Here is a 12,693-nt window from a genome sequence, read left to right on the forward strand (position 1 = left end):
CGAGCACCGTCATGTCTCGAACAGTTTTTTACTGCGGCTTACGGTTTTCGGCACTGAAGTGTGCTTTGTTGCAGTTATTCTGTTCTGCACTATTTTCCGGGATCTGTACTGCACAGCCGGCAGTAGCGCCAGTGGTGCTGAAAATGGGCATTCACAACTTTCCACCAAATATAATTGTACATGCCGATGGCCGTTGTGGCGGGCCAGCGCTCGAACTCAGCCGGGACATTTTCGAAGCGGCTGGCATGCAGGTGGAACCCCGCTGTATTACCCCGGCCCGCATGTACTTGTTGCTCGACAGCGGCGACATCGATTTTTCCATCAATATTAAAAGCACCCTAAAACTATCCCGCCAGCATCTGCCGGTCGAGCCGCCTTATTCAAAGCTGCAGTTAGTGCTTTACAGTCACAACCACAGCAGCGAAGCGCCGCGTGATGATAGTGTGGCGGCGATCCGCGCTTTTGATTATCAGGGGCAACGGCAGCAGTTACTGCTGCGGGGCTATATTTTTGTCGACTTGCCCGATAGCGTCAGCGCCAGCCAGTTTTTTCTGCACCAGCGCAGTCAACATTTGATCACTTACGATGGCCCCTTTCGCAGCTTTCTCAATAAAGAGCAGCCCGAATTACTCAAAGAGTTACAGCGCAAGCCCATCACCAGCATCGATACTTTTTATATTTTATCGGCGCAATCAGAACATCAGGCCGCGATGCAACAGGCAATTACCCAATTTGCCCAAAAACATCGTTGTTTGTATTTAGCCCACTGTCTGCCACAACCATGAATTACCTGGCGCACTTATTTTTTGCTGACGACAATTCGCAATCGCGCATTGGCAACTTATTAGGCGACTTTTGCCGTGGTGTGGATATCAAAAGTCTGCCCGAGGCAGTGCAACTAGGGCTGCGCCAACACCGGGCTGTCGATGCTTTTACCGATCACAGTGCAGAAGTGCTGGCCGCTAAACAATACTTTTCAGCAGAGCGCCGCCGTTTTGCTGGTATCGCCATCGATATGTTGTTTGACCATTTTTTGATCCGGCATTGGGCGACCTTTCATCCACAACCTTTTAATTTATATACCAAGCAGCTGTATCAAAAACTTCAAACCGACCTGCCGCAGATGCCAGCTTCGATGCAGCCAACAGTGAGCGCTATTATTCGTCAAGATTGGTTTTTAAGTTATGCCGACATCAACCAACTCGGTCACGCGTTGGATCGGGTGGCGCAGCGCATCCGTTTTGCCAATCAGTTTGCCGGTGCCGCCGCTGATATTCAGGCGCATTACGTTGAGCTTGAGCAGTTGTTTTTGCAGTTTTTCCCGCGATTACAACAGCATGTGCAGCAACAGCACTGGTTAACCGCAGAAAAGCCTGCCCGATAACGCAGAAGCTTGCTAAACTAGCGCCTTTGATTTTTCACGACGGGAGCTTTTTTATGAGTCAATTTCCGGATGATGGCAACGGTGATATGTTGCAAGCAATGGCCGATGCTGGCCTCGATTTAACCCAAAGTCTGGCGCTGGATTTTTATCTGGTGTTTCCAAACCGCGACAAAGCCGAAATGGCATTAAACGCGCTGACGGCCTTAGACCAGCCTGGTGAAGTAGAACTGAATTTTAACGATCTGGAACAGTGGGAGCTGATTGTCAGCCTGACCATGGTGCCAGAGCACGCAACCGTAACCGCCAAAGAAGCTGAACTGGATAAGTTTGCTAAGAAATTTGGTGGTCATAACGATGGTTGGGGCGTGATGCAAAATCAGGACGGCGACGACGAGTTTGCCGATGATGATGATCATGATTGTGATGACCATTGCGGGCATCACCATTAATCCTCACCGTAAAATGAACAAGGCAGCTAAATGAGCTGCCTTTTTTTCACATATTGATGAGTTAATTCCCGAACAACAACTGCCAGAAACTCGGACTACGTTCTTTATGATATTGTTTTTTAAGCAAATCAACCTGCTTTAGCTGTTGTTTGGCTTGTTCATGGTTGTTAGCAACCAGACTCACTTGTACCAAATCCAGTTGCAACTGCACTTCTGTCAAGCCTTGCTGAAATTTAGCCTGTTTCTCCTTCGGAAATTGCACCAACTGCACTGAAGCAACCAGCTGCTGCAATTCGCTGATCTGCTGCTGCATCTGCGGCACATCGGCGGCTGTCATGGCTTTTTTATAGGCAAAGGCCATGGCTTTCATGGTGGCTTCTACATCGGTGCTGGCCGTTACTGTCGCCACCGGTTCTTCAGCATACACTTTGGCAGAAAACTCAGTCGCACCACACAGCAGTAATAAAGTTAAACTTAGACTCTTCAACAACGTCATTTTTGCACCACTATCTTTGAAAAGGCCGCCAGTCTAACATATACCCAAAATCATTGAAGATTCGGGTAGGCGACAACTGAACGAATCTGGAACGCCAGCCCGGCCCAGGAGCTTAGCTGTTCTAAGTGACTGGGTCGGACTGACGCTTCAGTGAGTGAAGGCGGTCAACAACCCCGAATTTTCAAGGATGACGGGTATAATTGGCGCAACGCTGAGCCCGCCTGTTGCGCCAAAGCAGGCCATTGGCTAGACTACGGCGGTTTTCTCATTCTATTTCTTCAGACAATTTTCAGCATATAGCGAGACTGCAGCCATGGGCGCACAATGGAAAAATAAACACAAAAGCGATACCGCCGCCGCCAAAGGTAAGATTTTTACCAAACTGGCCAAAGAAATTATGGTTGCCGCCAAAAATGGCGCTGATCCATCGATGAACTCCAAATTACGGCTGGCGATTGAAACGGCGCGTAAGGCATCGATGCCAAAAGACACGCTGGAACGTGCCATCAAAAAAGGCGCCGGTTTACTGGACGGCCCGGTCAACTACGAGCACGTGGTTTATGAAGGTTTTGCACCACACCAGGTGCCGGTAATTGTTGAATGTCTGACCGACAATAAAAACCGCTCAGCGCAAAGTATCCGCGTGTTATTCCGCAAAGGTCAATTAGGTAGTTCAGGCGCAGTGTCTTGGGATTTTGACTATTTAGGTGCCATTGAAGCCACTGCTTTAACCAAAGATGCCGACGTTGAAGTTGCCGCCATTGAAGCCGGAGCCCAGGATTTTGAGCAGGACGAAGAAGGCGGCGTGGTGTTTTACACTGAACCAACTGATTTAGATTTAGTGCAAAAAGCCTTACCTGAATTTGGTTTTAGCGTAAGTTCTGCCCGGCTGATTTATAAGCCGAAAAACCCGGTAACGCTGGACGATGCCGCCCGTGCTGAAGTTGAAGCTTTTTTAGATGCGATCGACGGCGATGACGACGTGCAACATGTTTACGTTGGTTTAGCCGGCTAAATCTATAACGTTTCCATTGTTATGATCTCAAGGCAGCTGCGGCTGCCTTACTTTTTCCTGCTATGGAGAAGTTATTGATGTGGACTATTGCCGTTGCCTCGGCCAATCCGGCGAAAATTAATGCCGTGCGCCAGTGTTTTAGTGACACCTTCCCAGACAAAACCTTCCAGATCACCGGCTATGCCGTGCCTTCAGGCGTGGCAGCGCAGCCGATGTGCAGCGATGAAACCTTACTCGGCGCAAAAAATCGCATCGAAGCGCTAAAGCAACTGAAGCAGGCCGATGTTTACGTCAGTATTGAAGCTGGATTAGATGGTGCTTTTACTTTTGCCTGGATGCTGATTGAACATCAGGGGCAACGAGGGATGGCGCGCTCGGCCAGTCTGATGCTACCGCCTGCAGCGCTGGATTTAATCAAGCAGGGACAGGAACTGGGTGACGTGATGGATCAGCTGTTTGGCACCGACAATATCAAACAAGCCGGCGGCGCTATTGGTTTATTAACCCACAACCGGCTGAGCCGGTCGTCGGTGTATCAACAAGCCTTATTGCTGGCGCTCATTCCAATGCTCAATCCACAGTGGTTTTAAGCCCTTTTCACCTTGAAGATCCAGGATACAGCTAAACCGGATCTGCCAGTAAAGCCAACTCCGCTGGCACAAAAGGTCGGCCTTTAGCGTTAAGTGCAGTGCCAATTACCAGCGCTTGCAGCATCACCGCACCATCGGGTTGGCGAATGACTTGCTGGCGAAAGCCAAATCTGAGTTTGGAAATGCTTTCAAAGGCGACGGTGACTACAAACTGGTCGCCACTGGTCAGCGAGTTCTTGTAATCCATCTCGCTGCGTACCACCACCAGATTCACTTTATCGCGTGCCAAAGCGGCAAAATCGATACCGCGGCTGTGCAGAAATTCGTGGCGGGCATGCTCTAAATAATTAAAATACACCGCGTTGTTGACGATGCCTTGCATGTCACATTCGTAATCACGCACTTTAAATTCGACACTAAACAATCCAATTCTCCTAATCTGGCTACGCCGATGTTGCTGGATGAATAACACCGGCTGCGCTGCTTCAGTCTAACTACCCTGCCGTCACTGCTGAGTTTGCCAAAAGCGTTTCCAGCGTATGCTGCTTAATGCCATAAAATGCTTTTAACTCAGCAATTTGCTTCAACACTGCAGCGTTATCACCAGCTTTCTTGCATTTTTGCGCCAGGATCATTTTGTTTTTGCTGGTGTGTTCCAGCGAAATAAATTCAAACACCTGAGTGTCATAACCATGAGCTTCCAATAATAAAGCGCGCAGGCCGTCAGTCAGCATTTCAGCTTCCTGCCCTAAATGAATACCGTGAATTAACAACGGTGACAACACGGCCGGGCTTTGTAATTGCGGCCGTAATTCTTTATGGCAACAAGGCGAACACATAATAATTTCAGCGCCGGTACGGATCCCCATCTCAATAGCGTAATCGGTGGCGATATCACAGGCATGCAATGCAATCATCACATTGATGCCGCGGGCCTGAAAGTGTTTCACATCACCTTGTTCAAACTGCAAGCCGCTTAACTGTAACCGGGTCGCGGCTTCGTTGCATAAATCAACCAGCGGCTGGCGCAGTTCGACACCTGTGACTTTGGCTGCAAGGGCCAGCGTGCTGGTCAGATAATCAAATACCGCGAAGGTCAGATAAGCTTTGCCGGAACCAAAATCCGCCACATGCAGTTGCTGCGAATGTGTCAGGCCGGTTTGTTGGATTGCTTTGGCGAGCACTTCAATAAACTTATTGATTTGCTTCCACTTTTTTGACATCGCTGGAATGATGTCGCCTTTGGCATCCGTAATGCCAAGTGCCTGTAGATAGGGCCGGCTTTGTTCCACATAACGCTGTTTGGCCTTGTTGTGCGTTAGATCAACCGCGGTTTCCACAGTAGCTACGGCCGATTTCACCGGATGTTTACTCAGCAACACTTTGCCTTTTTTGCTAAAGCTTAGCTGCTGTTCATGGCTGGAGGTTTGTAAATGGGCACTGAAAAACTGCTGGCCAAGCTGTTGTTTTAACAAAGATAATGCATCGGATAACGGATAATTATGGGTTTGATCAAAGGTGCGGTTTTGACTTAAAAATGACAGCTGTAGCTCATTTTTTAACAGCACCGGCCGGATCACCAAGCGCTGCAATTCCGGATCCGATCCCTGATACTTTGATAACACCAACCGCACTAATTGCGCGTTTTGAAAAGCATCTGTCAGCAGCTGCAGGAATTGCAAAAGCTTAGGATCGTCAAGGGTGTTGGTTTGAAGCGTTGGTTTAATTGCAGCAGTCATCGGCAGTCTCAGGGGATGGCACTTGGAAGAAGTGCCGCATTATAACAAAGACTTTCACCTATTTGGGCTTCACGCTAATCACCCGCGCTGCCGAAGGTAATTGTAGCCAGTAGGCAGGTTGATTGACCGGTGTTTGTTCCGGCAAAATCGGATTCACCAAATTAAACACCAGCGAGTCATTAAACTGGCTCAGCGGGAACACATGGCGGGTTACCGGATGTTGTTGCATAAACTGCTGTAATTTCCCTGACAACGCCAATTCCGACAAACCACGTTCTAGTCTCGCGGCGAGCGCGAGATTGTCCTTTTTAACAAAAAAGTACATGGCATAGGGGTACTTTAATAAAATGCCGGTATCAAAATACAAATCCGGATAATATTTACTGAACTGCCGCACTTCGGAAGGGCCTTCAAAAATACTGCGCGGAAAATAATCACAGCGCTTTTTGCTGAGCATTTGCAGCATCTGATCATAACCGTCGACGCGAAGCACTTTTAACCCGGCATATTCCAGAATGGTCGAATCCGGCCAGATATGGCCCTGACAGGCGGTGAGATTTTTCAGTTGCGACAAACTATCGAGCTGACTAAAAGCCATTGCATCGGCTTTGCGGATCAGCAAGCCGCGCCAGCCAAGGCCGCCTGCCAGTAACGGTACCCGGATCGGTAGTAAATCTTGCTCTACTTTTAAATCGGTTCCAAAGCGATGTAAATCGATGAAATTACCTTTCATCAGCAAATAATGCATATCGCCTTGAGCGGGTGGTTTTAATTCGCGGATTTCAGCTTTGCCAAACTCAGCTTCGGTATTTTTAAGGACCAACGCCAGTAAATCCTGATAATAAGCGTGGCTGGCTTCCTGAACCGATTGTTGCCCGAGCGTATGAATATACTGTACATCATCCGCCGCCAGCGTTTTGCCGCTTAGCGCAGCGATAAAGGTCAACAATATCCAACGCGCTGTAACGACTCTTGTTAATCGATTCATGTTGTTAAATCGCAGCACTCAGCAATAACCACATCCACCCTCTGATAAAACCAGCATAGAGGAAATCCTGGCGTCGGGCTAGCTCAGCTATTGGTTAAAAATACGCCCGACTGCTACTGAGCACAGGGCAGCTTGCAGCATGGTTTTAATCCTGTGCCGGAATATCCAGCAACTCACGGCGGATGATCCATTGCTCATCCGGCGGCAATAGCCGGCTTAAATCAAAATCGGCCAACGTCGCTGGGGTCAGCACTTCAATTTGCGGTGATACCCGTTTCGGCACTTTTTCGCCTTGCAAACTGCGCACGGCTAAATCGACGGCAATCCGCGCCTGCAGTACCGGTGAATCAGTCACAGCTGCCGCAAGCTGTTGCATCTGCAACATTTCAATCACTGCCGGATTGGCATAATAAGCCACAATCGGGCTTTGGCTGACCGGATTTCGAAGCTGGTATTGTGCCACAGCTTTGGCCGCAACGGCATTGGCCAGAACATAGTCCACGGCGCTGTGATCCTGATAAAACTGTCGCGTTAACCCGGCCTGATGAAAAGCATCGGGCGGGCCATAACCGGCATTCAATAAGGTAATATTGCCGTGCTGGATTTGGCTTTGCACGCCAAGATCAGCATCACGTACCCAGGCCGCACCTTTGGGACCTGGAAACCAGCCAAGCCGGATTGGTTTGGCCGATTGTTGCAGGATATACCGCAAAGCGGTGGCTGACATATCGGTAAAAGACACCACCGAATGGCTGGTGACGGCATTGCCATCAATGCCATTAATTAAATCAATCACCGGAATACCGGCTTGTGCCAGCTGCTGTAATTCCTGACTGAGGCCATCGGCAGCAATGGCAGCGATAATGTAAGCGTCAGCCTTTTTCTGCCGGCACTGCAGTAATTGCGCCCGTTGTTTGTCCGGCTGATCATAACCACCGGCTTCATAAATGCCGAGCATGACGCCTTGCCGGCTGGCTTCCTCTGACAACCCCCTGGCCACACCCCACCAATAATGATCTTTACCGTGGGGTAATAAGGCGCAAATCCGCCAGATTTTGCTGGCTTTTGCCAGTGGCTGATATTGCTGCGTTACCCCATCGGCCTGCACCGTCACCGGAAACCAGTTGTCGCTAAACGCCATGAACGGCCACCATACCAACAGCACTGCAATTAATTTGCCCATAGCACCGTCCTTTTTTGTTTCGAGTGGTTGCGAATTGCGGCGAAGTCCCTGATCCGACTATAGTCAACAGAATCAGCGCCGACAATTCACTTGGCAGCAACCTGTCCAGGTATTAGCATACGCAGCAACAACCCAAGGCTGTCACAGGATTTTTTTGATGCACTTCACCAGGATTTTTCAACTACTTCGGTTGGTCGCGCTGGCATTGGTACTGAGTAGTTGCAGCAGTATCAGCCAGCAGGAATGTGAAATTGGTGACTGGTACAGTATCGGCGTCAACGACGGTAAAGCCGGTGCTGACAGCAAACAATACCGCAAGTATCAAAAGGAATGCGCTGGCCATGGGATTCAAGCCGACTATACACGTTATCAACAGGGTTACGAGCAAGGTTTAGTGTTCTATTGTGACTTTGCCCACGGTGAAGCACATGGCCGCTCCGGCGCTTCCTACAACACCGCTTGCAGTGGCAGATTAGAGCACCAGTTCCGGCAGGGTTATGAACGCGGCAATCGTTGGTATCAGGTGAAAGCAGCGGTGAATAATCTGCAGTTCGAACTTGATCAACGTTTTCGTCAGATCCAACAACACCGCGATCTGATTTATTCCAACAACCAACGGCTGGCGCGGGAACAAAACGCTGACGTCAGAGCACAGTTGTTATATCGCAATGATCATTTAAGCGCCGAGTTGCAGCAGCTGAATACCGAAGTTGGCCGGTTACAGGTCCAGTTGTATCAGGCGGAACATGCGTATTCGCAAGTGGAACAACAACAGCGGCAAAATCAGCGGCAGCGCTAAACAAAGTGTTCATCGCGGCAAAGCGTCTTATCCGCCGCACCGCCGCTGACGCAGTAAGTGATGCCCTACTCTTTTGGATAAATCGACTTTGGATAAACCGGCCAGCCGGCTAATTGCCTACTGCTGCGGAACTCTCGTTTTTCGCCACACAACGGATCAATAAAACTCAGTTCAGCCGCCAATAATTGCAGCGGCTGACTAAAATCGAGCGCCGTTTTTGGCTGCAACTGCGGATAATATTTGTCATTGAGCAGCGGCATGCCGAGCCCCAGCATATGCACGCGTAGCTGATGGGTTTTGCCGGTGTGCGGCGTCAACTTAAACAAGCCCAAATTGCCCTGCCGCTGCAGCAATTCGATGCTCGAACGGGCATTTATTTCGCCCTCAACCTGCTGCATTAAAAACTTCGGCTGTGATTTCTCCAGCCGGTTGTGCACTTGCCATTGTTGACCAGGTTCCGCCGGAATGTGATCGGCAATCTGCGCCAATGCCAGATAACTTTTATCAATCTGACCGCTGGCAAATAGCTGGTAATAATCGGCGCGGCTTTGCACTTGTTTGCTAAACAGCACCAGCCCGGCGGTTTCCCGATCCAGCCGGTGTACTGCAACTAAATCAGGCGCTTGGTACTTTTGTCGTAACCGCTCCAGCAAACATTCGTTGATATATTCGCCACCCGGGATCACCGGTAGAAAATGCGGCTTGCAGGCGATGAGCAGATGCTCGTCCTGATACACCAATTCTTCACTAAACGGAATTTGCGGCTCGGCGCTGACTTCCCGAAAATAACACAGCCTTCGACTGGGGCTGAACGGCGTTTCCCGGCTGACAGTTTCACCACCAAACCAAAACACCTTGCCGTCCTGCAATCGCTCTAACCAGATTGTTGCGTCAATCCGCGGAAACTGCCAGCATAAAAATTCATACAAATTGACCCAGCCCTGATTGCTGGCTGGCAAGGTAATTTCAGAAGGACGATTGGCAATGGCCATAACAATAACCGGACTTTTACAACAGGCTTGAATGGGCCGCAGCATACCATATGCGTTATGATCGCAGCCATCAGCGGGCATTGACCACAGCAGTTTAGTCAGACTTTGTCCTATGGCTATTTGCGCTTTAAAACAGCAGCGCCAGCAATCCAGTCACACTAATCAACAGGCTGCTCAGCAGCAAATGACGGCGCAGCGCCGGGCTGCCAATCACCAGTACCAAAGCACATTTCACCAGGGTATTGCTTAACGCGGCGATAATTACCGCAGTAGCCACCAGCGCTGGCGCACTGCCCTGGCGCGCCAGTTCGGTCATCGACAAGGTAATAGCATCGACATCGGTCATACCGGCAATCGCTGCCAGCCAATACAATCCCTGCGTCGGCAGATAATGTTCCGTCAGTTTGACTGCAAGCAGTACAGCACCAAACAACAAGGCAAATTTACTGGCTTCCCATAAACTAAAAGGGTTGGTCAGCGGCACCGGATCTTGCTGCAACGGCTGTCGCTGTTGGCCCTGCCAGAAACAATAACCGGCAAAACCAAGCGTCACCAACGCCATCAGACTCAACGGCAGCCAAATGCCCGCCAGCAGTGGAAAATACACCAGCGCCACCATCACCATCATCCGTAATAACATCACTAGCCAGGCTAATAAAATGCCACTGGCCAGCATGGCTCCGGCTGCCGGATCCACTGCAGTTTTACTTTGTCGGGCAAAGCTTAACGTGACCGCCGTCGACGATACCAAGCCACCGCTAAAACCAGCAATGGCGGTGCCGCGCGCTGCGCCCAACCAACGGGTCGCCAGATAACCAGCCAATGACAGGCTCGAAATAAGGATCACCAACAACCATAACTTAAACGGATTCAGCGCTTGCCAGGGATCAATACTGGTATTGGGCAACAAAGGTAAGATGATAAAAGTCGCCAGTAATAATTTGATGGCGGCATATAAATCGCTGCTGTCGATTTTACTGACCAGCCCGTGCAGCGGCTGCTTAAAGGTTAAAATGGCCGAAGTTAAAATCGCCAGCACCACCGCAATTTCCGCCTGGTCATACATCACGGCGCCACCGAGTAAACAGACGGTCACCGCGCTGATTTCAGTGGTTAAACCAAGTGCCGGCCGCAGCCGATTTTCCAGCACATAAGCGCTGAGCACCAGCGCCAGTACGGCCATTACCGTGACCAAAAATAGCCATGGACTTGCTAATTGCAGCGATAACCAGGCACTGATGGCGCCGGCCTGAGCGAGCAGAATAAAGGTCCGCAAGCCACCAAAACTGCCCGGATGTTCAGCAGTTTTGTGTTTTTCCCGCTCAATGCCAACTAATGCGCCAATGGCCAATGCCAGCAAAAAATTGCGTACCACGACACCATCCAATTCCATCATTGCCAAAGTCTCAGTTTTGTCGGTTATGCCGTTGTTTCAGCCTATTGCAGTGAGATACTTTGGGCAATAACTACTTGATTACGGCCATTATTTTTCGCCTGATATAAGGCCTGATCGGCTTTTTCAATCAGCACTATGCTGGTTTCGTGCGCTTGTGGCACCAGCACGGCAATGCCAATACTAACCGTCAACCGGCCCAGCGGTGACGTTTGATGCGCGATATTCAGTGAGGCAAAAGCCATCCGCAACATGTCTGCCTGTTGTTTCAGATATTTAGCATCGGCCAACGGTACGACCAAAGCAAACTCTTCACCGCCATAACGTGCCGCTAAATCGGTGGTGCGTCTGGCGCCAAGCCGCAGCAGTTGCCCGACCTGACGCAAGGCTTCGTCGCCCTGTAAATGGCCATAACAGTCGTTGTAATTTTTAAACCAATCCACATCCAGCATCATCAGCCCCAGCGGCTGCTGCAAGCGACTGGCGCGTTGCCATTCGGCCTGCAGATATTCATCAAAGCGCCGCCGGTTGGCGAGCTGGGTTAAGCCGTCGGTGACACTGAGTTGTTCTAATTGCCGGTTGGCATCAGACAATTGCCGCGTGCGCTCCTGCACACGCTGTTCTAATTTACGATTGCTGCTGAGTAAATCTGAAGTCCACAATTTGCGAAGTTTGCGTTGCTCACATAATAACGCCTGAATAATCAGCACCACCGCCGCTAAAAATCCGCAGAACAACTGCATGGCAGTCGCTGTTTCAGCTGCATGTTCAGTGATAAAAGGCCCGTAACCCATCGTAGTGCCGACCCATACCAACAAAAACGTCAGGCCTTGAAAGATAAAGATAAAACTCTGATTAGCGGTTAAAGCTACAAACAATAACGGCATCAGTAATAAGGCAGGTTGCTGGAAACCCGGTGGCAACCAAATCTGACCAGGACCAAACAAAAAAAACGCCAGCAACAGCAGACAACACACTGCCTGATATTTCCAGCGGACTTTATCCAGCATCCGCCGCCAGCCCGGTTGTAGCCAGCAACTGATCAACAATGGAGTGCCAATAAGTGCCCCCACCATATTACTGACACTCCAGTTGGCGATGCCAGTCACATAATGCTCACCCCAGGACAACCCTAACAACCAATAAACGCCGATGCCAAATAACGAGGCCACTCCGCCACAAATGGCAGTGGCCGGTAAAAAGCGTTTCAGCACCCACTGCAAATCGCCAAAAGAATGCTGTAACGAGGTCACCCGACCACAAAAATACAACGCCAACAGAGCCGACAAAGTATTACCTGTGGCGGTTGCCAACATGATCAACAGGCTATGAGTAACAGAAAAAGGCTGATCGAGGCTGGCTAAATAAATCAGGATCACAGCCAGCGACGCGATAAAGATAGCCGGCCAAATCCGCCGGCCACACAGCAAAAACGCCGCCAGCGCCACACCGGTCGAAGGCCAGACGGTAATGGTTTCGAAGATAAACATCGTGATGAGCGCAAGGACCAGATACAGACTAAACATCAGTAATAACAGTACTGACAGTGGCTGACGTTTCGGTTTTTCCAGAAAGCCGATCCGCATCTTTTTTGTGCGCTGTCGTGGCAACTCAGACTCGGTCAACTCAAACGTCCCAAATTATTATTGTGATTGTCGCTTAAGC

General features: G+C 49.9%; 14 protein-coding genes. 6 read left to right on the plus strand and 8 right to left on the minus strand.

Annotated elements, in window-relative coordinates:
- The first annotated feature begins 65 nt into the window (after positions 1-65).
- From A5320_RS15320 to A5320_RS15330, 3 genes are read left to right on the plus strand one after another with little or no spacing between them, the layout of a single operon-like run.
- The gene (locus A5320_RS15320) at positions 66-785 is read left to right on the plus strand and encodes a transporter substrate-binding domain-containing protein (protein WP_157605920.1); all 720 of its coding nucleotides are present in this window, start codon (positions 66-68) and stop codon (positions 783-785) included.
- The gene (locus A5320_RS15325) at positions 782-1,384 is read left to right on the plus strand and encodes an acyl carrier protein phosphodiesterase (RefSeq protein ID WP_068066506.1); all 603 of its coding nucleotides are present in this window, start codon (positions 782-784) and stop codon (positions 1,382-1,384) included. Before A5320_RS15320 ends, A5320_RS15325 begins: the two co-directional genes overlap by 4 nt.
- A gap of 53 nt (positions 1,385-1,437) precedes the next feature.
- Positions 1,438-1,833, plus strand: coding sequence for a ribonuclease E inhibitor RraB (locus A5320_RS15330; protein ID WP_068066509.1), 396 nt, complete (start codon positions 1,438-1,440; stop codon positions 1,831-1,833).
- Between the two features lie 61 nt (positions 1,834-1,894).
- Here the strand turns inward: A5320_RS15330 and A5320_RS15335 are convergent, their stop codons facing one another.
- On the minus strand, positions 1,895-2,329 hold the full coding sequence (locus A5320_RS15335) for a cytochrome b562 (protein ID WP_068066512.1): 435 nt from the start codon (positions 2,327-2,329) through the stop codon (positions 1,895-1,897).
- Between the two features lie 313 nt (positions 2,330-2,642).
- Between A5320_RS15335 and A5320_RS15340 the strand changes: the two genes are divergently transcribed.
- Both A5320_RS15340 and yjjX read left to right on the plus strand, forming a co-directional pair.
- Entirely contained in the window at positions 2,643-3,344 is a 702-nt protein-coding gene (locus A5320_RS15340) for a YebC/PmpR family DNA-binding transcriptional regulator (RefSeq protein WP_068066515.1), read from the plus strand.
- Between the two features lie 77 nt (positions 3,345-3,421).
- Positions 3,422-3,934 (plus strand): inosine/xanthosine triphosphatase, encoded by a 513-nt coding sequence (gene yjjX / locus A5320_RS15345; RefSeq protein WP_068066518.1) that lies wholly within the window; start codon positions 3,422-3,424, stop codon positions 3,932-3,934.
- A gap of 31 nt (positions 3,935-3,965) precedes the next feature.
- Here yjjX and A5320_RS15350 read toward each other — a convergent pair whose 3' ends face one another.
- The 4 genes from A5320_RS15350 to torT all read right to left on the minus strand — a co-directional run bounded on the left by A5320_RS15350 (position 3,966) and on the right by torT (position 7,844).
- Positions 3,966-4,406 carry an acyl-CoA thioesterase gene (locus tag A5320_RS15350; protein WP_231916745.1) on the minus strand — a complete coding sequence of 147 codons (441 nt, stop codon included), beginning with the start codon at positions 4,404-4,406 and terminating at the stop codon, positions 3,966-3,968.
- 22 nt (positions 4,407-4,428) lie between these two features.
- Positions 4,429-5,673, minus strand: coding sequence for a class I SAM-dependent methyltransferase (locus tag A5320_RS15355; RefSeq protein ID WP_068066521.1), 1,245 nt, complete (start codon positions 5,671-5,673; stop codon positions 4,429-4,431).
- 58 nt (positions 5,674-5,731) lie between these two features.
- Positions 5,732-6,661, minus strand: coding sequence for a transporter substrate-binding domain-containing protein (locus A5320_RS15360; protein WP_068066524.1), 930 nt, complete (start codon positions 6,659-6,661; stop codon positions 5,732-5,734).
- Between the two features lie 145 nt (positions 6,662-6,806).
- Complete coding sequence (torT, locus tag A5320_RS15365; RefSeq protein WP_068066526.1) at positions 6,807-7,844, minus strand: TMAO reductase system periplasmic protein TorT; 1,038 nt, start codon at positions 7,842-7,844, stop codon at positions 6,807-6,809.
- 157 nt (positions 7,845-8,001) lie between these two features.
- Here torT and A5320_RS15370 point away from each other — a divergent pair, with 157 nt between their 5' ends.
- A complete protein-coding gene (locus tag A5320_RS15370; RefSeq protein ID WP_068066529.1) occupies positions 8,002-8,643 on the plus strand; it encodes a DUF2799 domain-containing protein in 642 nt (213 codons plus the stop codon).
- A gap of 65 nt (positions 8,644-8,708) precedes the next feature.
- Here the strand turns inward: A5320_RS15370 and A5320_RS15375 are convergent, their stop codons facing one another.
- The 3 genes from A5320_RS15375 to A5320_RS15385 all read right to left on the minus strand — a co-directional run bounded on the left by A5320_RS15375 (position 8,709) and on the right by A5320_RS15385 (position 12,614).
- A complete protein-coding gene (locus A5320_RS15375; protein ID WP_068066884.1) occupies positions 8,709-9,635 on the minus strand; it encodes a pseudouridine synthase in 927 nt (308 codons plus the stop codon).
- 127 nt (positions 9,636-9,762) lie between these two features.
- Positions 9,763-11,031: an MgtC/SapB family protein gene (locus A5320_RS15380; RefSeq protein ID WP_068066532.1), complete on the minus strand. Its 1,269-nt coding sequence runs from the start codon at positions 11,029-11,031 to the stop codon at positions 9,763-9,765.
- 41 nt (positions 11,032-11,072) lie between these two features.
- Entirely contained in the window at positions 11,073-12,614 is a 1,542-nt protein-coding gene (locus tag A5320_RS15385; protein ID WP_068066535.1) for a sensor domain-containing diguanylate cyclase, read from the minus strand.
- Positions 12,615-12,693 lie beyond the last annotated feature (79 nt).

It is taken from the genome of Rheinheimera sp. SA_1 (assembly GCF_001669775.1).
Lineage (GTDB): Bacteria > Pseudomonadota > Gammaproteobacteria > Enterobacterales > Alteromonadaceae > Pararheinheimera.

What these genes read in the sequence shown, in the direction of transcription:
- A5320_RS15325 (WP_068066506.1), top strand. Translation starts at nt 782, where the DNA reads ATGAATTACCTGGCGCACTTATTTTTTGCTGACGACAATTCGCAATCG.
- A5320_RS15330 (WP_068066509.1), top strand. Translation starts at nt 1,438, where the DNA reads ATGAGTCAATTTCCGGATGATGGCAACGGTGATATGTTGCAAGCAATG.
- A5320_RS15335 (WP_068066512.1), bottom strand. Translation starts at nt 2,329, where the DNA reads ATGACGTTGTTGAAGAGTCTAAGTTTAACTTTATTACTGCTGTGTGGT.
- A5320_RS15340 (WP_068066515.1), top strand. Translation starts at nt 2,643, where the DNA reads ATGGGCGCACAATGGAAAAATAAACACAAAAGCGATACCGCCGCCGCC.
- yjjX (WP_068066518.1), top strand. Translation starts at nt 3,422, where the DNA reads ATGTGGACTATTGCCGTTGCCTCGGCCAATCCGGCGAAAATTAATGCC.
- A5320_RS15355 (WP_068066521.1), bottom strand. Translation starts at nt 5,673, where the DNA reads ATGACTGCTGCAATTAAACCAACGCTTCAAACCAACACCCTTGACGAT.
- A5320_RS15360 (WP_068066524.1), bottom strand. Translation starts at nt 6,661, where the DNA reads ATGAATCGATTAACAAGAGTCGTTACAGCGCGTTGGATATTGTTGACC.
- torT (WP_068066526.1), bottom strand. Translation starts at nt 7,844, where the DNA reads ATGGGCAAATTAATTGCAGTGCTGTTGGTATGGTGGCCGTTCATGGCG.
- A5320_RS15370 (WP_068066529.1), top strand. Translation starts at nt 8,002, where the DNA reads ATGCACTTCACCAGGATTTTTCAACTACTTCGGTTGGTCGCGCTGGCA.
- A5320_RS15375 (WP_068066884.1), bottom strand. Translation starts at nt 9,635, where the DNA reads ATGGCCATTGCCAATCGTCCTTCTGAAATTACCTTGCCAGCCAGCAAT.
- A5320_RS15380 (WP_068066532.1), bottom strand. Translation starts at nt 11,031, where the DNA reads ATGATGGAATTGGATGGTGTCGTGGTACGCAATTTTTTGCTGGCATTG.
- A5320_RS15385 (WP_068066535.1), bottom strand. Translation starts at nt 12,614, where the DNA reads ATGCGGATCGGCTTTCTGGAAAAACCGAAACGTCAGCCACTGTCAGTA.